Genomic DNA, 20,229 nt, shown 5'->3' on the forward strand with positions numbered 1-20,229 from the left:
CCACACCCCACACCCCACCCGCAGAAAGGAACGAGCCTGTGAAGCGCCGCTCCCAGCGTGTGCTCAGCCTCGCGACCGGAATCAGTACCCTGGCGGGGTGCGTGGCGCTCGCCGTCGCGCACACCGTCCCGGTCCAGGCCGCCGGACCGAACTTCTCCTTCCCCCAGCACCAGACCTACAAGGTCGGCGTCATGCCGTCGGCCTCCCAGGCCACGCGCGACTCCGCCGTGGAGAAGCAGTACGACTCCTGGAAGTCCAACTTCCTCGTCCACGGCTGCGCCAGCAACGAGTACTACGTGTCCACCAAGGGCGACGGCGACGCCACCAACAACGGCCCGGTCTCCGAGGGCCAGGGCTACGGCATGAACATCGTGCCGCTGATGGCCGGGTACGACGCCAACGCGCAGACCGAGTTCAACGGCCTGTGGCAGCTGGTCAAGGACCACGAGGACCAGTACGGCATGATGCAGTGGCAGCTCGACGGGAAGACCTGCAAGTACTACAGCGGCGGGACCCCCGACGGCGCGACCGACGGCGACCTCGACGTCGGCTACGGCCTGATCCTGGCCGACAAGCAGTGGGGCGGCTACACCGGCGACGCCATGACGTGGCTGAACAACTTCTACAACCACAACGTGGCGCCGGACGGCCACCTCAAGTGCGAGGACGACGGCCCGAACACCGACACCCGGCCCTCGGACCACATGATCGACCACCTCCGGGCCTACGCGGCGTACGACACCTCGCACGACTGGAACAAGGTCATCGCGCGGACCGAGGCCGTCGACACCTCGCTGGTGAGCAACTACTCCTCGTCCTACGGCCTGCTGTCGGACTTCGTGGTCGGCGCGGACGGCGGCAGCCCGAAGCCGGCCCCGGCGAACTACCAGGAGAACCAGCCGGACAACATCGTCGGCTACAACTCGATCCGCGTGCCGTGGCACATGGGCACCGACGCGCTGCTGAACGGCTCCTCGGTGGCGCAGTTCGAGCTCGGCGAGGCGCAGAAGTGGTCGGCGTGCGCCAAGAAGGTCTCCGGTTCCAACCCGGGGAACGTCTACCCGCACCTGAACCTGAACTGCACCGCCCACAGCACCTCGGACGTCGCCGAGGAGGCCGGGGACTCGATCGGCCCGTCCGCGATGGCCGCCGGGGACCAGGCGTGGACCGACACGATCTGGAACTTCCTACAGACCAACCCGTACGGCGACGGCTACTACGGCGAGACCATCAAGACGCTGGTCATGATCGTGATGGCCGGCGACTACTGGAGCCCGGCCTCGGCGTCGACCCCGCCGCCGACCAACGACTTCTCGGTCTCGGCCTCGCCGGCGTCCGGGTCGGTGAGTCAGGGCTCTTCGGCGACCGTGTCGGTGAGCACCGCGGTGACCTCCGGGTCTGCGGAGTCCGTGGCGCTGTCCGCCTCTGGCCTGCCGACCGGGGCGACCGCGAGCTTCAACCCGGCCTCGGTGACCTCCGGGGCGTCCTCGACGCTGACCATCGCGACGTCGTCGTCGACCCCGGCGGGGACGTACGCGATCACCGTGACCGGGACCGCCTCTTCGGGGTCGCACACGGCCTCGTACTCGCTGACCGTCACCACGGCCGGCGGTGGCGGCTGCACTCCGGCGCAGCTGCTGGCGAACCCCGGCTTCGAGTCCGGTGCCACGACGTGGACCCAGACCTCCACGCTCGGGTTCACGCCGATCACCAAGGCGACGTCGGCTGAACCGTCCCACTCGGGTTCGTGGATCGCATGGTTCAACGGCAACGGCAGCAAGGACACCGACACCGCCGCGCAGAGCGTGACGATTCCGGCCGGCTGCTCGGCGACGCTGACCTACTGGCTGCACATCGACACCACGGAGAACACGACGACGGCGAAGCCGGACACGTTCACCGTGCAGGTGTTGAACTCCTCGGGGACCGTCCTGGCCACCGTCGGCTCGTTCTCCAACCTGAACGCGAACTCCGGCTACTCGCAGCAGACCGCCGACCTGTCGGCGTACGCGGGCCAGACCGTCACGCTGAAGTTCGTCGGCAGTGAGACGGACACCAGCGGCGGGACCACCAACTCCGTCCTCGACGACACCGCGGTGACGACCTCCTAGACCAGCTCCTGGAGCATTTCGGAAAGAGGGAAGGGCACCGGCCCCGACGCTTTGAGGGAGGCGTCGGGGCCGGTGCCTGTTTTGCTGCTGCTGCGTTCCCGCAGCTGCTCTCCTGCGCTTAGAACTCCTACTGCTCCACGAAGTAGTGGTCCTGCTTCAGGTCCTCGATCAGACCTATGTGCTCCGGCTCCCAGCCGAGCGTCTTGCGGGTGAAGGCGTTCGAGGTCGGATTGTCCGCCCCGACGGCGAAGCCGAGGAAGCCGAAGTGCGCGGCGGCGTCTTCGGCGGCGATCGAGGCGGCCGGGACGCCGAGGCGCTCGGCGATGGTCTCGGCGATCAGGCGGAAGGCGTATCCCTCGTTCTCCACGCCGTGCAGCCGGGTGCCGCCGGGCGCCGACTCCACCGCCAGCCGGTAGATCCGGGCCGCGTCCCGGGTGTTGAGGGCCGGCCAGCGGTTGGCGCCGTCGCCGACGTAGGCCGCGAAGCCCTTCTCGCGCGCGACGCGGATCAGGACCGGGCTGAAGCCGTGGTGGTCCAGATCGCTGTGGACCAGCGGGGCCAGGCGCACCACCGAGGAGCGGACGCCGCGCTCGGCCAGGGCGACGACCGCGTTCTCGGTGTCGACGCGCGGGCCGGCCTCCGAGGTGTGCTCCTCCAGGCCGAGCACGCCGGGGGCGCGCCGGGCCAGCATCAGCGTGCCGGAGGTGGCGACCAGGGACTTGCCGGTGCCGGCCAGGCGCTCGCCGATGGCCTTGGTGACGCGCAGATCCTCGGCCGCGGCGGCCGCCATGTCGGTGAAGGAGTGGTCGTAGGCGAGGTGGATGACGCCGTCGGCGGCGTCGAGGGCGTCGAGGTAGGAGTCCGGGTCGAAGACGTCGCCGCGGTGCACCTCGGCGCCGCGCGCGGCCACCCGCTCGGCGGCGGCGTCGTTGCGGGCCAGGCCGACGACCTGGTGTCCGGCTTCGAGCAGTTCGGGGACGACGGCGGAACCGATGTGTCCGGACGCGCCGGTGACGAAGACACGCATGAGTTGGCCTCCCAGGCCGTGATGACAGCGACTGACATCACTCACGCTAACACTGATGTCAGTCTCTGTCATCAACTACCATGGGGTCATGAGCCGCTGGCCGTCGAACCCTCGAGGACGTCTCGAACAAGCCGCCATGGACCTGTTCATCGAGCAGGGCTACGACCAGACGACGGTCGCGGAGATCGCCGAGCGCGCCGGCCTGACCGAGCGCACGTTCTTCCGCCACTTCAGCGACAAGCGCGAGGTGCTCTTCCAGGGCGGCGAGATCCTCCAGGCCGCGATGGTCGAGGCCCTGGCCGCCGCCCCGCCGGACGCCACCCCGCTGAGCGCGATCCACGAAGCCCTCGCCGCGGTCACGGGCTTCTTCGACGAGCGCCACGACCGGTCCCAGCTCCGGCAGGGCATCATCGACGCCCACCCGGAACTCCAGGAGCGCGAGGGGGCCAAGATGGCGAAGATCGCCACGGCGCTGGCCGAGGGCCTGCGGGCGCGCGGCGTCACCGATCCCGACGCGCGCCTGGCGGCGGACGCGGGGATCGCGGTGTTCCGCTCGGCGTTCGCGAAGTGGGTGCGCAGCGAGACCGGCGATATGCCGGCGACCATGGAGGGGTGCTTCGTCGCTTTGGAGAAGCTTGTAGAAGCGGGACGCTGAGATCGGCTGAGCTTGGCCGAGATCGGCTGAGCACGCACCGTGTCACCGACGTCGGTGACACGGTGACCCGGTGACACAGTGGCGGCGGCTCCGGCGGAGCGCCCGGCCGTGAGCGGGTGATCTCAACCGCCGGTGTACTGCACCGTCACCTCGTCGAGGTTCAGGTAGTTGCTGCTGCCCTTCGTCGAGTCGTAGATCACCGACAAGGTGTTGCTCCCGGCGTTCAAGTGCACGCCGCTCAGCGTCACCGTGTTCCACGTCGACCACGACGCCGTCCCCGGGAACGCCAGGTTGTCCGTCACGTCGGTGCCGTCGGCGTAGATGTACCGCGACGCGTTCCCGGCGGCTGCCGCGTACCGGAACGTCACCGTGTACGTCCCGCTGCGGCTGACGTTCGGGCTCAGGTCCACCCACTGCCCGTCGGCGTTCCAGCCGGCCAGGTAGCCGGTGCCGGTGTAGCCGGCGTTGGAGGACTCCAGCCCGATGCCGCCGTGCAGCACCCCGTTCTCGGCCTGGAGCTGGTAGCTCAGGCGCATCGAGTCGAGGTTGAGGTAGTTCGAGCTGCCCGCCGCCGAGGAGTACGCGATGGTGACCTCGTTGTACCCCTGGTTCAGCGCGACGCCGTTCAGCGTCACGGTCGACCAGCTCGACCACCCGCCGGTGCCGGGGAACTGCTGGTTACCGGCCACCACCGAGCCGTTGACCGAGATCTTCCGGGTGGCGTTCCCGGCGCCTCCGGCGTAGCGCAGCGCCATCTCGTAGGCACCCGCGGCCGGGGCCTGCACCTCGAAGGACACCGACTGTCCGTCAGCGTTCCAGCCGGCCAGGTAGCCGCGGCCGCTGAAGCCGGAGTTGGTGCTCTCGGAGCTGATGTTCGTGGTGCGCGCGTTCGTCGCCTGGTACGTGGCGAAGCCGGGCTGCGGGCCCGACGTCCCGTCCGGCGTGACCACCGCGGCCGCGCCGGCCATCGCGCCGGCCGTCAGCGATTGCAGGTACGCGCTCCCGGTCGGCTGCGACCAGTCCGGGCCGACCAGGCTGTCCGAGGAGCGGTGCTGGTTCCAGCCCTGATTGACGTTCATCTGCAGGAACGGCAGGTACTGCGTCTGTCCGTGCGCGCCGGCCAGGTGCGCGAGGTTGCGGATCAGGACGGTCTTGAAGCCGCCGGCGTCGTCGACGCCCTCGTAGTCCAGCGTCCCGGCGTTGGTCAGGTACGTCGTGGCCCACGAGCCTGCGGCGTTCGCGTCCGTCAGGTACGTCGAGTTGCTGGTCGCCGTGTACAGCGCGTCGGCCGCACCGATATAGGCCCCGAAGTTGTACGTGAAGTCCCACTTGGCCACACCGCTGCCGTCGACGTGGTCGTAGACGTGGCCGTTGGACTGCAACGTCGACTTCATCCAGGAGTACAGGCCCTGGGCGTCGGTGAGGTAGGTCGTGTTGCCGGTGTCCTTGTAGATCATCGCCGCGGCCTCGGCGGCCGGGGCGCTGGAGGCGATGTTCTTCTGGTTCTGCAGGTTGCGCTGCCACCAGATGCCGCCGCCGTAGGTGGTGTCCTGGTAGGCGTAGACCGAGTTGAACAGGTTCTCGGCGGTGGTGAGGTACTGGGTCTCGCCGGTGATGCCGTAGGCGCGCGCCGAGGCGAGGGCCCACCAGCCCAGGTCGTCGTTGAAGTTGGTGCTGAAGGTCGGGTAGAAGGCCGTGAAGCCGGTGTAGACGTCGTCGATCATCTGCCGGTAGGTGGGATCGCCGGTCGCCTGGTAGGCGTCCATGACGGTCTCCCAGTTCTGCGCCTCCCACCAGAAGTCCGAGTACAGGCCGCCGTCGGGGCCGTAGGCGTGCTGGGAGTGGACCTGGTGGTCGCTGTTGCAGAAGAAGTACTTCGCGGTCGGGTCCCAGAACGCCGAGACGAACGCGGACATCGCGGCGCTCGCGTCCGAGGAGGTGGTGGCGTGCGCCGGGGCGGGGGCCGCGACGGCCAGGCCGGTGCCGGCCAGGGCGGCGACCAGGCCGGTCACGGCCGCCGCGCGGATTCTTGAACGGAGTCTTGAACGGATTCTTGAACAGAGTCTTCGCATGGCCGATGCAGTCCTTCGGTCGAGGGTTCGGGTCGGGGACTCGGTCAGCGCGACGGTACTCTCGACTTGAGATATGTCAACATGCGTCAACCTGGATCATCTGCCGACGTCAGCTGTGACGACCGGTGAAGATAGGGTGACTGGAATGACGCGGCCGCTGCTCTACGAGACGATCGTCGACCACCTCCTCGACGAGCTCAGAGCAGGCGAGTTGGTGCCCGGCGGGCGGGTCCCGTCCGAGACCGAGCTGGCTGCGGCGTTCGGCGTCAGCCGCGTCACCGCCAAGAGCGCGCTCGAAGTCCTGCGGCAGGCCGGGATCGTGGAGCGGCTGCGCGGCAAGGGGTCGTTCGTCGTCCCGGCGCCGCCGGCGCTCGACGGCGTCACCAGCCGCGACCTGGCCGAACGCGCCGAGGACGAGCCCGCCCCGGCCGCCGACGCCGCGTCACGCAGCCGTGGTCGCAGCCGCAACCGCAAGCCCGACGGCGACCTCGACCAGGCCATCGCCTTCCTGCTCCCGGACTTCTCCGAGTCCTACGGCCTGGACCTGCTCACCTCCGTGGAGCAGGCGTGCTCCGAAGCGGGGATCGACCTCGTCCTGCGCCGTACCCGAGGCAGCCAGCGCGAGGAGGAACTGGCCATCGAACGGCTGCGCGCCGCCGGAACCGTCGACGGCCTCCTGGTCTTCCCCGTCCACGGCGAGTTCCACAACGCCAGCCTCCTCCGCCTGGTCCTCGACGGATTCCCCCTGGTCCTGGTCGACCGCTCCCTCGACGGCATCGCCGCCAGCACGGTCCACACCGACGGCGTCGCCGCCGCCCAGGCGCTGACCGAAGCCCTGATCCGCCGCGGCCACACCGAGATCTGCTTCGCCTCCCCGGCCCCCTCCCACACCTCCACCATCGAGCAGCGCCTCGACGGCTTCCGCCGCGCCCTGGCCACCCACAAACTCGGCCCCGACGCCCACCGCCTGACCGACCTCGTCAGCACCCTGCCAGGCGCCCTCACCACCGAGAACATCCGCCACGACGTGGCCGAGGTCCGCCGCTTCCTGGACGCCGCCCCCCAGGTGACCGCCTTCGTCGCCAGCGAGTACAACCTCGCGCGGGTGATCGCCCTGGCCGTCGCCGAGCAGAACACCGATCGGCGCGCGACCGGCGATCAAGCAGCCCTGCCCGAGATCGCCTGCTTCGATTCCCCGGTCGACCCCTTCGCCCCGCCGCGCTTCCTACACGTCCGCCAAGACCAGGCCGAGATGGGCCGCCGCGCGGTGGAACTGCTGCGCGCGCAGCTGGCCGGCGAAACCACACCGGTCCGCGCGCTCGTCCCCTTTACCGTCGTCGAGCCCTAGCCTTCTCGCGCCCGTCCGAGCAGCTGGTGGCTCCTGGCGGCGGTGGCCGCCGCGCGCTCGTCCCCTTTAGCATCGTCGAGCCCTAACCTTCTCGCGCCTGTCTGAGCAGCTGGCGGCCTCTGGCGGCGATGCTCGCCGCGCGGTTGAGCTCCTGCGCGCCTACCGAGCCGGCTAAACCGCGCCAGTCCGCGCCCGCCTCCTCACCATCGTCGAACCCTGACATTTCCCCCTCCCCGCCCGCGCGCGATCCGTTCCGGATTGCCTGCGCGTTACCCGTTGCGCTCGCGCCACGCCCGGGTCTATCCTCCCGACACATCCAGTAGATTGAATATATTCAGTTAGGTGTGATCGTGGAGTACGGCGAGGCCGGATTGCAGGACCTCCAGCGGCGGGTGACCGAGGCCGTCGGCGGCGACCCGGGGGCCGCGGTGATCGTCACCCGGTTCCTCACCGAGGTGCGCGAGCGGACGGCGCGGTACCTGGACGACGGCACGGTCTTCCTGCTCACCGGCGACATTCCGGCGATGTGGCTGCGGGACTCCGCGGCGCAGGTGCTGCCCTTCCTCCGGCTGCGCGAGGTGCTGCCGCTGGCCCAGTCGTTCGTCATCGGCGTGCTGCGGCGGCAGCTCGCCTACGTCGCCGTGGACCCGTACGCGAACGCCTTCAACGCGCGGCCCGACGGCGCCGGCCACAGTGCCGACGACACCGCCGCCAACCCCTGGGTCTGGGAGCGCAAGTACGAGGTCGACTCGCTGTGCTACCCGCTGTGGCTCGCGCACCTGACCTGGCGCGCCTACGGCCGCGACGACTTCCTCGACGACGCGTTCTGGACCGCCGCCGAAGCGGTCCTGACCACCTGGGAGACCGAGCTCGACCACGAGGCCGCCTCCCCCTACCGCTTCCAGCGCTTCGACGCGCCGGCCTCCGACACCCTGGTCCGCGACGGCCTCGGCCCGAAGACGGCCGTCACCGGCCTCACCTGGAGCGGCTTCCGCCCCAGCGACGACGCCACCCGCTTCGGCTACAACGTCCCGGGCAACATGTTCGCCGTCGTCGTGCTCGGCCAGCTGGCGGAGATCCTGACCCACAAACCGGGCTCGGCGCTGCCCGACGACCGGCGCGCGGAGCTGCTGGCCCGCGCCGACGGGCTGCGCGAGTGCCTGCAGACCGGCATCGCCGAGCACGCCGTCATCGACGACCCGGTCACCGGACCGCGCTGGGCCTACGAGGTCGACGGCCTCGGCGGCGTCCTGGAGGCCGACGACGCCAACGTCCCGAGCCTGCTCGCGCTCCCGCTGCTCGGCTACTGCCACGCCGACGACCCGACCTACCTCGCGACCCGCGCCTTCGTCCTCAGCGAGCGCAACCCGACGTTCGTCGCCGGCCGCGCCGCCTCCGGGGTCGGCAGCCCGCACACCCCGCCCGGCCACGTCTGGCCGATCGCGATCGCCGTCGCCGCGCTCACCAGCGGCGACCGCGCCGAACAGCGCGCGGCCATCGCCACCCTGCTGGCCACCGACGCCGGCACCACCCGCGTCCACGAGTCGTTCCACGCGGACGACCCGGGGACCTGGACCCGGGAGTGGTTCTCCTGGGCCGAGGCCATGTTCACCGAGCTCGTCCTGGACTACTGCGGCTACGCCCCGGTCGGCGACATCCCGATCGGCACCATCCCGGTCAGCTACGTCACGGTCGGCACCGCCCCCGCCGACCGCGTCTCCGCCAGCGTCTCCGTCGGCGCCCCCGCCAGCCACCTCCCGTCGGAAGGAGTCAGCGATGGCCGCTGACATCGAGGCGATATCCGCCGCCGCGGCCGACGCCTCCTCGCCGCACCGCGGGCGCGTCCGCGACACCCGCCGCTCCGAGCGCCGCGCCGCCACGCTGTTCATGACCCTGCCGGTCCTGCTGTTCGTGCTCTTCGTCCTGCTGCCGGTGGTCATGGCGGCGGTGCTCAGCTTCACCGACTACGACGTCATCAGCACCATGAACTGGGTCGGCTTCAAGAACTACACCGACCTGGTCCACGACCCGTTCTTCACCAAGGCGCTGGAGAACACGGTCCTCTACACCCTGATGTACGTCCCGCTCGGCATCGTGGTCGCGCTGGGGACGGCGCTGCTGCTGAACCGCAAAGTCCGCGCGGCGAAGTACTTCCGCGTCATGTTCTACATCCCGGTGATCTCCTCGACCGTGGCCACCGCCTCGATCTGGTACTGGATGCTGAACCCGCAGCACGGCCTGATCAACGTGATCCTCGGCGAGTTCGGGGTGAACGGCCCGGCCTGGCTCTACGACTCCAACTGGGCGATGCCGGCGATCGTGCTGATGTCGGTGTGGGCCGGTTTCGGCACCAACATGGTCATCTATCTGGCCGGCCTGCAGAACATCCCCAAAGAGCTGATGGAGAGCGCGCGCACCGAGGGCGCCAACAGCTGGCAGGTCTTCCGGTACGTGACACTCCCGGCCCTGACCAAGACCACGATGCTGGTCACCACGCTGCTGATCATCAGCGCGTTCCAGGTCTTCGACCAGGCCTACGTGCTGACCAAGGGCGGTCCCGGCAACTCCACGGTGACCCTCGTCTACTACATCTACGACCGCGGCTTCGGCGCCCTGAAGATGGGCTACGCCTCCGCGATCTCCTTCGTGCTGTTCGCGATCATCCTGGCGGTCTCGCTGGTGAACGCGCGGCTGGTGAACAAGGCGGGCGACCAGTGAACAACACTCTGACACGTCGGAAGCTCGGCACCGCGCTGTGGTGGATCGCCGCGACCGTGGTCGCCGTCTCCACCGTCCTGCCGCTGCTGTGGACCCTGTCCACGTCCCTGAAGCCGGCCGGCGACATCGTCGCCAGCGGCTTCGGCCTGATCCCCAAGCACTGGACGTTCGGCAACTACACCAGCGTGTTCCACACCGTGCCGATGCTCCGGTACGCGCTGAACTCGCTGCTGATCGCGGTGGTCGGCGTCGTCACCAACCTGTTCTTCGGCTCCCTGGCCGGCTACACGCTGGCCAAGCTCCACCTGCGCGGCAAGCGGATCATCTTCTCCGCCTACGTGGCCTCGATGATGATCCCCGGCACCGTCACGATGGTCCCGCAGTTCCTCATCCTCAGGTACTTCCCGCTGGCCGGCGGCAACGACGTCCTCGGCAACGGCGGGAGCGGATTCCTCGACAGCTACTGGGCCGTCATCCTGCCCGGCGCGATCGGCGCCTTCGCGGTGTTCTTCATGAAGCAGGTCTTCGAGTCGCTGCCGGACGACCTGGCCGCCGCCGCGCGCATCGACGGCGCCACGGAGTTCGGCATCTACTTCAAGATCTACGTCCCGCTGGCCCGCGCCGCGCTGTCCGTGCTCGGCATCCTCACGTTCCAGGCCGGCTGGAACGCCTTCATGTGGCCGCTGATCGTCCTGAACTCCCCGGACAAGATGACCATCCAGGTCGGGCTGTCCGGGCTGGTCACCAACTACAGCTCGCAGACCGGGCCGCTGATGGCGGGCACCGTCGTGGCCAGCCTGCCGGTCCTGGTGATCTTCATGTTCGCGCAGCGCTGGATGGTCGACAACTTGGCGACCACCGGCGGCAAGTAGTACGGCACGTCGGCACGTCCTCCCTCACCTCACCCAGGAGAACCGTGATGAACCAGCATGATCCAGCCCTGCCTTCGTCCGGCCCGGCCGTGTCGTCCAGCCCGGCCTTTTCATCCAGTGCAGTCTCCCGCCGCGGTCTGCTGCGCGGCGGCGTCGCCGGAGCGCTCGGCCTGGCCGCGGCGCCGCTGCTCGCGGCCTGCGGCTCGTCCAAGTCCGGCTCCGGCTCCGGCGGGGGCGGCGTCAAGAACATCACCATGTGGGGGTCGTTCAACGGCGACCAGGTGAAGCAGATCAACACGCAGCTGGCGGCCTTCAACAACAGCCAGACCGCGGTGCATGTGACCTACCAGGCGCAGGACATCGTCGAGACCAAGCTGCTGACCGCGATCGCCTCGGGCACCAACATCCCGGACGTCGTGCTCTGGGACCGCTACCAGACCTCGCTGTACGCGCCGAAGGGCGCGCTGTCCGCGGTCGACGACCTGATCGCCCGGGACAAGGTCGACACGGCCGACTTCTTCCCGGCGCCCTACGGCGAGATGACCGTCGGCGGCAAGCAGTACGGCCTGCCGATGCTCGTCGACAACCGCTCCCTGGTCTACAACAAGACGATGCTCGACAAGGCCGGCATCAAGCCGCCGACCACGTGGGAGGAGCTGGCCACCGCGGCCCAGGTGCTGACCCGGCGCGACGGCGGCAAGCTCAAGGTGGCCGGCTTCGCGTTGGACGACCCCGGCCTGTTCAACGTCTGGATCCTGCAGGCCGGCGGCCAGATGCTGTCCGCGGACAAGAAGTCCACAGCGTTCAACAGCCCGGCCGGCCAGGCCGTGCTGTCGTTCTGGGACGATCTGCTGCACAACAAGAAGGTGTACGAACTCGGCTTCGCCCAGGGCGTCGACGGCTTCGGCACCGGCCAGATCGCCATGAAGTACGACGGCCCCTGGAACATGCCGCAGTACGACAAGATCAGCGGCTTCGAGTACGGCGTGGTCCCGCCGCCGGCCGGCCTCGGCGGCAGGGGCGCCATCACCGGCGGCTTCGGCCTGGTGATCCCGGCGCAGGCCAAGCACCGGGACGCGGCGTGGGAGTTCGTGAAGTGGTGGACCACGGTCCCGGCCAACGGCGTGGCGTTCGCCAAGATCGGCAGCTGGCTGCCGGGGTCGGTGAAGGCGAGTCAGGACCCGTACTTCGGCAGCGGGCACTGGCCGGCGTTCGTGCAGACCGAGGGCTTCGCCGTGGTGCGGCCGAACGTGCCCGGCTACAGCGACGTCGAGGGCAAGGCGCTGGAACCGCAACTGCAGAACTGGATGTCGGGGAAGACGGACGCCGCTTCCGCGTTGAAGAACGCGGCGAGCCAGGGCGACCAGCTCCTCGCCAAGGGCGTATGAGGACTCAAGCACCGGTATGAGCGAAACCATCGTGTCCGCCGCGCTGTGGGGGCAGCGCGCGGACCGCATCCAAGCAAGCCTGGACACCTACTTCGGCGCCGACGGCGACCAGTTGCTCCACAACTGGCACCCGCTGCGGCCCGGAGACGACGACACCTTCAACTACTGGTGGCTCGCGCACGCTCTGGAGGCGCGCCTCGACGCCTTCGAGCGGACCGGCGACCCCCGCTGGCGCGACGCCGCCGTCGCCGTGCGCGACAACATCCTGGCCCGCAACCGGGGCTCGCTGTTCAACGACTACTTCGACGACATGCTCTGGTTCGGCATCGCGCTGCTGCGCCTGCACGAGGCCACCTCGGAGCGGCGGTACCTCGACGAGGCGGTCAAGATCTGGCACCACGTGCGCGACGAGGGCTGGAACGACGAGTGCGGCGGCGGCATCGCCTGGCGCAAGCAACAGCTCTGGTACAAGAACACGCCGTCCAACGGGACGTTCGTGATCCTCGGTGCCCGCCTGCACCGGGCCACCTGGGACACCGAGTACCAGGACTGGGCCCGCAGGTCGCTCGACTGGCTGGACAAGACCCTGCGGGGAACCGACGGCTTCATCGAGGACGGCGTCAACCGGGAGAACGACGGCCGGGTCGACACGCAGTGGCGCTTCACCTACAACCAGGGCCTGTACATCGGGGCCTGCGTGGAACTGGCGGCGGTCTCCGGCGACTCGACGCTGCTGGACCGAGCGCTGGTCACGGCTCGCACGGCATTCCGCGAACTGAGCGCGGACGGCGTCCTGCTCGACGACGGCACCGGCGGCGACGAGGGCCTGTTCAAGGGGATCATGTACCGCTACGCCGGTCTCCTGGTCCAGGCCGACCCCTCGGCGACGGACATCCGAGAGCTGATCCTCGGCGCCGGCCAGGTGCTGTGGACGCGCGCACTCGACGGCGACGCGCTACTGGCCGGAACGGATTGGCGGACCCCGCCGGCGGCCGACGCGCACGTGCCGTACTCGGCGCAGCTCAGCGCGATCATCGGGACCGAGGTCTGCCGCAGGGTGGCCGGCTGAGGCTGAATCTGGGGCTGGGGCTTACGGCTTCGGGCCCGCATCGGCGATCCGCCTGCCGGTGCGGGACGGAGGGCTCGGGCGGCGCGGGGAGACGCGGGGAAGCGCGCGAAGCCCGGGCGGGGGGTACGCGGGGCGTCGGCTTTGGTCGGCGTCCCGCGTATTCGGTTCGGTGTCCCGCGGCTGGCGGTCGGGTGCTTCGCAGCCTTCGGTCGGCACCCAGTGCTTGTCGACCAATGTCGTGCCCTTTAGCCGAGTGCTTCGCTGCCTACGGTGTTGATCAGTGATCAGTGTCTGGCAGCCGTCGAGGCGCCGGGCACCAGCCGGGTCGGCAGCGCGTGCTTGGTCACCGCGCCGGGATCGTCCAGCTGCGCGAACAGCTCCTCGATTACGCGCGTGCCCATCAGGTGCTGCGCCTGCGCGATGTGCGTGAAGACGAACATCGAGTCGTCCAGCAGTGCGTCGGCCTGGTCGAAGCAGATGATGGACACGTCGTCGGGGACCGCGCGGCCGACCGCCTGGCAGGCCTTGCGCAGCAGCAGCGCGATGTGGTGCTCGGAGGCGAGGTAGGCCGTGATCCCCGGGCGGCTCCGCACGAACTCCGTCAGCCGGGCCATGTCCTCCTCGGGGCTGGTGGTGGCACCCGGGGTCACCGAGTCGACGGCGTGGAACTCGTCGGCGTCGTCGTGCGGCACCCCGCGCGCGGCGTGCGCGCGCACGTAGCCGTTGCGCCGGTCCTGCACCGTCGAGACCCGGCTGGCGCTGGTCACCAGGCCGATCCGGGTGTGCCCGAGGTCCAGGAGGTGCTCGGTGGCCGCGCGGCCACCGGCCACGTTGTCGGAGCAGACCGCCGAGACCGGGATCCCGTCGTACGAGCGGTCGATGATCACCACCGGGAACCGCCGCGCCAGCAGCCCGAGCAGGGCCGGCGGCACCGACTCCGACGAACTCGGCTGGAACGCCAGCCCGGAGACCCCGGCCGCGAGCAGTTCGCCGATCAGCGCCTCCTCGGCGTCGGCGTCGCCGAAGGACATCTTGACGGCCAGGTTCGCGCGCCCCGAGGTCTGGCCGATCATCGAGGTCAGGATCCCGCTGCCGAAGGTGTCGTCGAAGCTGGTCAGTACGGCACCGAACAACGGCAGACCGCCGGCACCAGCACTGGCCCCACCGGCCGCCGACCCGCCCGGCTCCGGTTCCGCGCTCACCACCACGGTCCCGTGCCGCGGCCGCCGCACCACGTACCCGTCCCCGGCGAGCATGTCGAGCGCCCGCTTCAGCGTGATCGTGCTGACCGAGAACTCCTCGCACAGCTCAGCCGGGCTCGGCAACCGCTCGCCCACGGGATACCGCCCATCGGCGATGCGGCTCTTGAGCTCGGAGTGGACGTGCTCGTAGAGCAGCTTGTCGGGCACCGGTGGGCCTCTCGCGGAGACGATTAGACATGTTTAATATATCATCAGGGTGGGCCGGGGAGTCCAGGTGCGGGAGGAAACGTATTCGGTGTGCCGCAGCCCCCGCGAGTAGGGCCGCGAGGTCGGCGGCGGTGCCGGCCACCCCTGCGCACCAGTCGCTGTCGACGATCGTCAGCGCGACTACCGGCCGACCGACCGTCAGGCCGCTGACGCCCTCCGCGACCTGGCACCACCGAGCTGCGGCCCCGCCGATAGCACAGCCGCCGGCGTCCTCCGGCCAAGCCCCCGACCAGCGAGGCGCGTCGATGCGGGCGATACTGGGAGCGTGGGGGCGTCGTGTCCGCACGCTCCCGGACGAAGGGCCCCGCCATGGCACAAGCCACCGCCGACCAGCTCGGTTTCGCCGACCTCGACCTGGAACCGGAGATCCTCCGGGCCTTGTCAGAGCTCGGCTACGAGGAGCCCACGCCGATCCAGGCCGAGGCCATCCCGAACCTGCTCGCCGGCCGTGACCTGCTGGGCCAGGCCGCCACCGGCACCGGCAAGACCGCCGCGTTCGCGCTGCCGATCATCCAGCGCATCCCGCGCGGCGGCCGCGGGACGGACCCGGCCGCCCTGGTCCTGGTGCCGACCCGCGAGCTGGCCATGCAGGTGTCGGAGGCGGTGCACCGCTACGGCGCCGAACTGGGCGTCCGCGTCCTTCCGGTCTACGGCGGCCAGCCGATCGGCCACCAGCTGCGCGCCCTCGGACGCGGCGTCGACGTGGTGGTCGCGACCCCGGGCCGGGCCCTGGACCACATCGCGCGCGGCACGCTCCGGCTCGACGCCCTGCAGACCGTGGTCCTGGACGAGGCCGACGAGATGCTGGACATGGGCTTCTCCGAGGACATCGACTCGATCCTGGAGAACGCCCCCGCCGAGCGGCAGACCGTGCTGTTCTCCGCGACGATGCCGAGCCGCATCGACGCCCTGGCCCGCCGCCACCTCAGCGACCCGGTCCGGGTGCGCATCGAGCGCGAGGAGCCGCCGCCCGGCGAGGCGCCGCGGGTGCGGGAGGGCGCGTACATGGTGACGCGGGCCCAGAAGGCCGCCGCGCTCGGCCGGGTGCTGGACGTGGAGGCCCCGGAGGCCGCGATCGTCTTCTGCCGCACCCGCGAGCAGGTCGACCAGCTCTCCGAGACGCTCAACGGCCGCGGCTACCGTGCCGAGGCCCTGCACGGCGGCCTGAGCCAGGAGCAGCGCGACCGGGTGATGGGACGGCTGCGCTCGGGCACCGCCGAACTGCTGGTCGCCACCGACGTCGCGGCCCGCGGCCTGGACGTCGAGCACCTGACGCACGTGGTGAACTACGACGTCCCCTCAGCGCCCGAGTCCTACGTGCACCGCATCGGCCGGGTCGGCCGCGCCGGCCGCGAAGGCGTCGCCATCACCCTGGCCGAGCCGCGCGAGCACCGCATGCTCAAGGCGATCGAGCGCGCGACCCGCCGCAAGATCCCGCTGGAGAAGGTCCCCACCGTCGCCGACCTGCGGACCCGCCGCCTGGAGCTGACCCGCGCCTCCCTGGAGGAGAGCCTGATCGAGGGCGCCGACCTCGACCGCTTCCGGGTCGTGGTGGAGAGCCTGGCGGAGGAGTACGACCTGTTCGACGTGGCGCTGGCCGCGGTGAAGCTGGTCCACGAGGCCGGCGGCACGGCGTACGACGAGGAGGACATCCCGGACGCCAGGATCCCCGACCGGGACCGGTCGCAGCGCGAGCCCGGGCAGGACCGCGGGCCCCGCAAGCGCCGCGAGACCGGCCGCCCCGGCGCCGGCCCCGGTGCGGGCACGACGCGCCTGTTCGTCGGCGCCGGCCGAGGCTCCGGCATCCGCCCCCAGGACCTGGTAGGAGCCATCGCCGGCGAGTCGGGGCTGAGTGGACGTGACATCGGCGCGATCGAGATCGCCGACCGCTTCTCGTTGGTCGAAGTCCCGACGGACGCTGCGGAGGACGTGATCAGGGCCCTGCGTGGCGCGACCATCAAGGGCCGCAGGCTCAACATCCGACTGGACCGGGATCGCTGAGTGGGTTTGCTGAGCGGCCGATCGCCGCAGTCTATGGAATCAGCTCCTTGAGAAAGCGGGCTGATTCCCCACACCGGTCGGCGTATCCGGCCGACCGGTAGAAGGCGTGGGCGGCGGTGCGTCGGCGGGCGCTGGTGATCTCCATGCAGACGCAGCCCCGGTCCCACGCCGCCTGCTCAGCGACGGCGAGCAGGCGGCGCCCGACGCCTAGGCCGCGCGCTTGGGAGTCCACAACGAGCGCAACAACTCGACCCCACGATCCCGGCCGCTCGAAGTACGGGATCACGGCCAGCGCCACGACGCCGAGTATCTGCCAGCCGTCTGTGGCCACCAGCACCAGCAACTCGTCGCGCTGGAGCGCCGATTAATCCCGCCACCTGGCGAGTCCCCTCTGGCAGAGTGCCGGGGTGAACCAGGATCAAGCCGATACAGTGCGCGCCGCCCGCCGGATGTCCTTCAACGCCAATGCGGACGTGTACCAACGCGGCCGCCCGCCCTACCCCGCCGCGGTCTTCGACCTGCTCGCTGAGCGCTGCGGGTTGGGGCCGGGGTCGCGGGTCCTGGAGATCGGGGCCGGCTCGGGGCTGGCGACCGGGGTGTTGTTGGCGGCTGGTGCGCGGGTGGTCGCGGTCGAGCCGGGTGAAAGGCTCGCGGCGCTTCTGGTCGGCGAGCATGGCTGCGATCGGCTGGAAGTCTGCGTCTCCGACTTCGAGACCGCCGATCTGTCCGGCGAGTTCGACCTGGCCGTTGCCGCGACCGCGTTGCACTGGGTCGATCCGGTCACCTCGACCGAGCGGATCGGGCGGCTCGTCCGTCCGGGCGGCTGGTTGGCGGCGTGGTGGAACGAGTTCGGCGACGCCCGGCGCCCGACGCTCTTCCGCGACCGGCTCGATGCGGTCTACCACGACCTGCTGCCCGGCGAGACGGGCTACCGCGACAGCCGCTCGCAGGCGCTGGACACCGATCGGTGGCGCAGGCAGCTGACCGCCGGCGGCTTCTTCGGCGACGTGTCCGTCGAGATCATCGAATGGCAGCAGACCCTGACCCCGCAGACCGCGCGGGACCAGTGGTCGACGTTCCCGAACATCGCCGAGCTCGCGCCGTCGGACCGGGAGCAGTTCCTGACACGCCTGGGCTCGATCATCGACGAGCTCGGCGGCCATGTCGACGATCCCCGCCTGACCATCGTCTACACCGCGCGCCGCGCCGGACGACCGGACGTCATCTGACGGAAGCCATGCCCGATCACCCGCTTTAGCGTGAACAGAGCGCCGCCGGCGCCACCTCGGCGAGGAGTACGGGACCTGGGGCGGCACGACCGACCAGGAGCGCATCGCGGACCTGCGACGGCCCCGCGACGTCCGTCGCTAAGCCAGAGGCCGGACAGTGAGGATCTGTTCAGCGTGCCCAACAGGCCCCGAGGCGTCATGCAGCACGGTCGACGTGACGCCTTGACCCGTCGGCCCGAACGTCACCGTCGTGTCCAGCCCGGTCCACCGCCCCTCGGGCTGGCGATGCAAGTGGATCGTCAGATCGACGTTGGGAAACATCCACTCCGTCGGCGGCCGCCACACCGCGATGCCGTTCGCTGTGTCGACCAGTGCGACGAACGCCGCGAGCGGGCTCACGGTCTGTCCCGCGACGAGGTCGAGATCGGTGCTGATCCACGCGGTGGTGCGACCCGGCGTGGGAGGCGCCACCGGACGGACGTCCAGCGAAGCGATGTAGCCGCCGGGCCACACGTCCGTCATCGGCCACGAAGCCAGCTTCTCCGGCGGTGTGAGGACGCCGCCGCCCCCGCTCCCGGCCACCGCCGAAGTGTCGCCCGAACTCAGCAGCCAAGCCCGTGCCCGAACCACCGCCCGACCGCCGATCACCATGACCGCTTCGACCAACTCGATCGTGCGCCCCGGCCGCAGCGTCTCCACTCGGATCTCGCACTCGTCGAGAGCGAGCCGCCCGAGGATGTCGAAGCTGATCCGGGACAGCACCAGCTTCTCGCCCGGCCGCCCGGCCACGTACTCGTCGATGGCGTGGACGATGAGCCCACCGAGCGGGCTGAAGTGCTGCTCCGCGGGATCCCACGCGCCGCCCGCGTGCGACGTCGGCTTGTAGCAGTGCTCGCCGGCCGGTTCGTAGTAGCTGCCGATGTTCATGAGCCATAGTCTCCCGGGCCCTACAGCCAGTCGTGCTCCCGGGCGTACCGTGCCGCCTCATGCCGCGTCCGCGTCTGGGTCTTCTGCATGGCGTTCGACAGGTAGTTCCGCACCGTCCCCTCGGCCAGATGCAGCCGCGCGGCGATGTCCGCGACCGAGAACCCCTCCCGCGTCGCCCGCAGGACGTCGATCTCGCGGTCGGTGAGCGGGCAGTCGTCGACGACGGCCAGCGCCGAGACGTCCGGGTCGATCCAGCGCCGGCCTTCGTGCAGCGTCTTGATGACCGACGTGATGTGCGCGGGTTCCGCCGACTTGCTGACGAAGCCCTGCACGCCGAGCTTCAGGGCCTTGCGCAACACCCCGGGCCGCGCGTGCCGGGTCAGCATGAGGATCACCTGCTCCGGCCGCACGCGACGGATCTCGGCGACCGCCTCCAGCCCGTCCACATTGGGCATCTCCAGGTCGATGACGAGCACGTCGGGCCGGTGCTCCAACGTGGCCCGCACCGCCGACTCGCCGTCCTGCGCTTCGGCGAGCACGGTGATCTCGCCTTCGAGCGGCAGCAAAGAAGCCAGCGCCTTGCGAAGAAGTACCTCGTCGTCGGCGAGCACCACGGTGGTCATCGCTGCGTCCTCCTGTGCTGTCATGACGCGCTCACGACGCGCTCCCGGAAACGAAGCCGGGGAACGCTGCCGCCGTCAGGAAGCGCCCGTCCTTCTGTTCCACCGTCAGCTCGCCACCGTTGTCGGCCAGTCGTTGCCCCAGGATGGAGAGCCCGCCGAGTTCCGGCAGCGGCGTGTCCGGCGCGCCGTCGTTCGCGATGGCGATGCTTGACCGCGCCAGCGTGATCTGCACGCGGCTGGCTTGAGCGTGCCGCAGGATGTTGGTCGTCGTCTCGCGCAGGACCTGGCCCAGCAGCTCGCTGGCCCGCGTGTCCACCTCGGCTTCGCGCTCGACGCGCACGTGGATCCCCGCCGCCTCGAAGAGGTTCTTCGCGTTCTCCAACTCGCTGGAGAGGTTGAGCCGCCGCTGCGCGTAGGCGAGTTCCTTGGTCTGGGCGATGGTGTCGCCGACCAGTGTGTGCATCTCCAGCAGTTCCTCGCGGACGCGCTCGGGATCGCTGTCCAGCAGCTTCTCGGCCAGCGCGATCTTGAGCTTCACCACGTGCAGCGTGTGGCCCTGGATGTCGTGCAGATCGCTGGCGAACCGCATGCGCTCCCGGACCACGGCCAGCTCCGCCTCGCGCTCCCGGGACTGTTCGAGCTCTGCGATCAGGTCGTAGATCCGCTGGCTGGCGAACATCAGGCCGGTCACCACGACCACCACGGCCGTCGGGATGACGA

General features: G+C 70.1%; 16 protein-coding genes and 1 pseudogene. 10 read left to right on the forward strand and 7 right to left on the reverse strand.

Translation table 11 applies throughout. The annotated features are described in order from the left end of the window. The first annotated feature begins 38 nt into the window (after nucleotides 1-38). Nucleotides 39-2,111, forward strand: a complete 2,073-nt coding sequence (locus GWK61_RS05510; protein WP_194905631.1) for a glycosyl hydrolase family 8 — start codon at nucleotides 39-41, stop codon at nucleotides 2,109-2,111. Nucleotides 2,112-2,238: 127 nt separating this feature from the next. Here the strand turns inward: GWK61_RS05510 and GWK61_RS05515 are convergent, their stop codons facing one another. Further along, complete coding sequence (locus GWK61_RS05515; RefSeq protein WP_194905633.1) at nucleotides 2,239-3,138, reverse strand: SDR family oxidoreductase; 900 nt, start codon at nucleotides 3,136-3,138, stop codon at nucleotides 2,239-2,241. An 88-nt stretch (nucleotides 3,139-3,226) separates the two neighbouring features. On the opposite strand from GWK61_RS05515, the gene GWK61_RS05520 reads away from it, so the two are divergent. Then, the gene (locus tag GWK61_RS05520; protein ID WP_194905635.1) at nucleotides 3,227-3,793 is read left to right on the forward strand and encodes a TetR/AcrR family transcriptional regulator; all 567 of its coding nucleotides are present in this window, start codon (nucleotides 3,227-3,229) and stop codon (nucleotides 3,791-3,793) included. A gap of 122 nt (nucleotides 3,794-3,915) precedes the next feature. Here GWK61_RS05520 and GWK61_RS05525 read toward each other — a convergent pair whose 3' ends face one another. Then, nucleotides 3,916-5,805, reverse strand: coding sequence for a glycoside hydrolase family 76 protein (locus GWK61_RS05525; RefSeq protein ID WP_194905636.1), 1,890 nt, complete (start codon nucleotides 5,803-5,805; stop codon nucleotides 3,916-3,918). A gap of 205 nt (nucleotides 5,806-6,010) precedes the next feature. Here GWK61_RS05525 and GWK61_RS05530 point away from each other — a divergent pair, with 205 nt between their 5' ends. From GWK61_RS05530 to GWK61_RS05555, 6 genes are all read left to right on the forward strand, one after another. After that, nucleotides 6,011-7,213, forward strand: coding sequence for a GntR family transcriptional regulator (locus tag GWK61_RS05530; protein ID WP_194905638.1), 1,203 nt, complete (start codon nucleotides 6,011-6,013; stop codon nucleotides 7,211-7,213). Nucleotides 7,214-7,563: 350 nt separating this feature from the next. Next, the gene (locus GWK61_RS05535) at nucleotides 7,564-9,000 is read left to right on the forward strand and encodes a glycoside hydrolase family 125 protein (protein WP_323747416.1); all 1,437 of its coding nucleotides are present in this window, start codon (nucleotides 7,564-7,566) and stop codon (nucleotides 8,998-9,000) included. Nucleotides 9,001-9,100: 100 nt separating this feature from the next. Continuing rightward, nucleotides 9,101-9,931, forward strand: a complete 831-nt coding sequence (locus GWK61_RS05540; RefSeq protein ID WP_369125553.1) for a carbohydrate ABC transporter permease — start codon at nucleotides 9,101-9,103, stop codon at nucleotides 9,929-9,931. Next, nucleotides 9,928-10,803 carry a carbohydrate ABC transporter permease gene (locus GWK61_RS05545; protein ID WP_194905643.1) on the forward strand — a complete coding sequence of 292 codons (876 nt, stop codon included), beginning with the start codon at nucleotides 9,928-9,930 and terminating at the stop codon, nucleotides 10,801-10,803. The genes GWK61_RS05540 and GWK61_RS05545 overlap by 4 nt, the downstream gene beginning before the upstream one ends. A 140-nt stretch (nucleotides 10,804-10,943) precedes the next feature. Next, entirely contained in the window at nucleotides 10,944-12,191 is a 1,248-nt protein-coding gene (locus GWK61_RS05550) for an ABC transporter substrate-binding protein (protein ID WP_438939752.1), read from the forward strand. Nucleotides 12,192-12,207: 16 nt separating this feature from the next. Beyond that, the gene (locus tag GWK61_RS05555) at nucleotides 12,208-13,260 is read left to right on the forward strand and encodes a glycoside hydrolase family 76 protein (protein WP_194905647.1); all 1,053 of its coding nucleotides are present in this window, start codon (nucleotides 12,208-12,210) and stop codon (nucleotides 13,258-13,260) included. 284 nt (nucleotides 13,261-13,544) lie between these two features. Here the strand turns inward: GWK61_RS05555 and GWK61_RS05560 are convergent, their stop codons facing one another. Further along, nucleotides 13,545-14,669 (reverse strand): GntR family transcriptional regulator, encoded by a 1,125-nt coding sequence (locus GWK61_RS05560; RefSeq protein ID WP_194905649.1) that lies wholly within the window; start codon nucleotides 14,667-14,669, stop codon nucleotides 13,545-13,547. A 369-nt stretch (nucleotides 14,670-15,038) separates the two neighbouring features. On the opposite strand from GWK61_RS05560, the gene GWK61_RS05565 reads away from it, so the two are divergent. Further along, on the forward strand, nucleotides 15,039-16,730 hold the full coding sequence (locus GWK61_RS05565; RefSeq protein ID WP_194905651.1) for a DEAD/DEAH box helicase: 1,692 nt from the start codon (nucleotides 15,039-15,041) through the stop codon (nucleotides 16,728-16,730). 31 nt (nucleotides 16,731-16,761) lie between these two features. On the opposite strand, the gene GWK61_RS05570 is transcribed toward GWK61_RS05565, so the two are convergent. Beyond that, nucleotides 16,762-17,067 (reverse strand): GNAT family N-acetyltransferase, encoded by a 306-nt coding sequence (locus GWK61_RS05570; protein WP_499699644.1) that lies wholly within the window; start codon nucleotides 17,065-17,067, stop codon nucleotides 16,762-16,764. Between the two features lie 70 nt (nucleotides 17,068-17,137). On the opposite strand from GWK61_RS05570, the gene GWK61_RS05575 reads away from it, so the two are divergent. Next, nucleotides 17,138-17,959, forward strand: a complete 822-nt coding sequence (locus tag GWK61_RS05575) for a class I SAM-dependent methyltransferase (protein ID WP_194905653.1) — start codon at nucleotides 17,138-17,140, stop codon at nucleotides 17,957-17,959. 138 nt (nucleotides 17,960-18,097) lie between these two features. On the opposite strand, the gene GWK61_RS05580 is transcribed toward GWK61_RS05575, so the two are convergent. The 3 genes and pseudogenes from GWK61_RS05580 to GWK61_RS05590 all read right to left on the reverse strand — a co-directional run. After that, the gene (locus GWK61_RS05580; protein ID WP_194905655.1) at nucleotides 18,098-18,886 is read right to left on the reverse strand and encodes a thioesterase family protein; all 789 of its coding nucleotides are present in this window, start codon (nucleotides 18,884-18,886) and stop codon (nucleotides 18,098-18,100) included. Nucleotides 18,887-18,906: 20 nt separating this feature from the next. Further along, nucleotides 18,907-19,509 (reverse strand): response regulator transcription factor, encoded by a 603-nt coding sequence (locus GWK61_RS05585; protein WP_194905709.1) that lies wholly within the window; start codon nucleotides 19,507-19,509, stop codon nucleotides 18,907-18,909. Between the two features lie 31 nt (nucleotides 19,510-19,540). After that, nucleotides 19,541-20,200: pseudogene (locus GWK61_RS05590) on the reverse strand (sensor histidine kinase); the annotation flags it as partial. Nucleotides 20,201-20,229: the final 29 nt, after the last annotated feature.

Source organism: Catenulispora rubra (assembly GCF_015356825.1).
In the GTDB taxonomy this organism is placed as follows: Bacteria; Actinomycetota; Actinomycetes; order Streptomycetales; family Catenulisporaceae; genus Catenulispora; species Catenulispora rubra.

Coding starts and splice junctions, on each gene's coding strand:
- GWK61_RS05515 (WP_194905633.1), bottom strand. CDS start 3,138: ATGCGTGTCTTCGTCACCGGCGCGTCCGGACACATCGGTTCCGCCGTC.
- GWK61_RS05520 (WP_194905635.1), top strand. CDS start 3,227: ATGAGCCGCTGGCCGTCGAACCCTCGAGGACGTCTCGAACAAGCCGCC.
- GWK61_RS05530 (WP_194905638.1), top strand. CDS start 6,011: ATGACGCGGCCGCTGCTCTACGAGACGATCGTCGACCACCTCCTCGAC.
- GWK61_RS05540 (WP_369125553.1), top strand. CDS start 9,101: ATGACCCTGCCGGTCCTGCTGTTCGTGCTCTTCGTCCTGCTGCCGGTG.
- GWK61_RS05555 (WP_194905647.1), top strand. CDS start 12,208: ATGAGCGAAACCATCGTGTCCGCCGCGCTGTGGGGGCAGCGCGCGGAC.
- GWK61_RS05565 (WP_194905651.1), top strand. CDS start 15,039: ATGGCACAAGCCACCGCCGACCAGCTCGGTTTCGCCGACCTCGACCTG.
- GWK61_RS05580 (WP_194905655.1), bottom strand. CDS start 18,886: ATGAACATCGGCAGCTACTACGAACCGGCCGGCGAGCACTGCTACAAG.
- GWK61_RS05585 (WP_194905709.1), bottom strand. CDS start 19,509: ATGACCACCGTGGTGCTCGCCGACGACGAGGTACTTCTTCGCAAGGCG.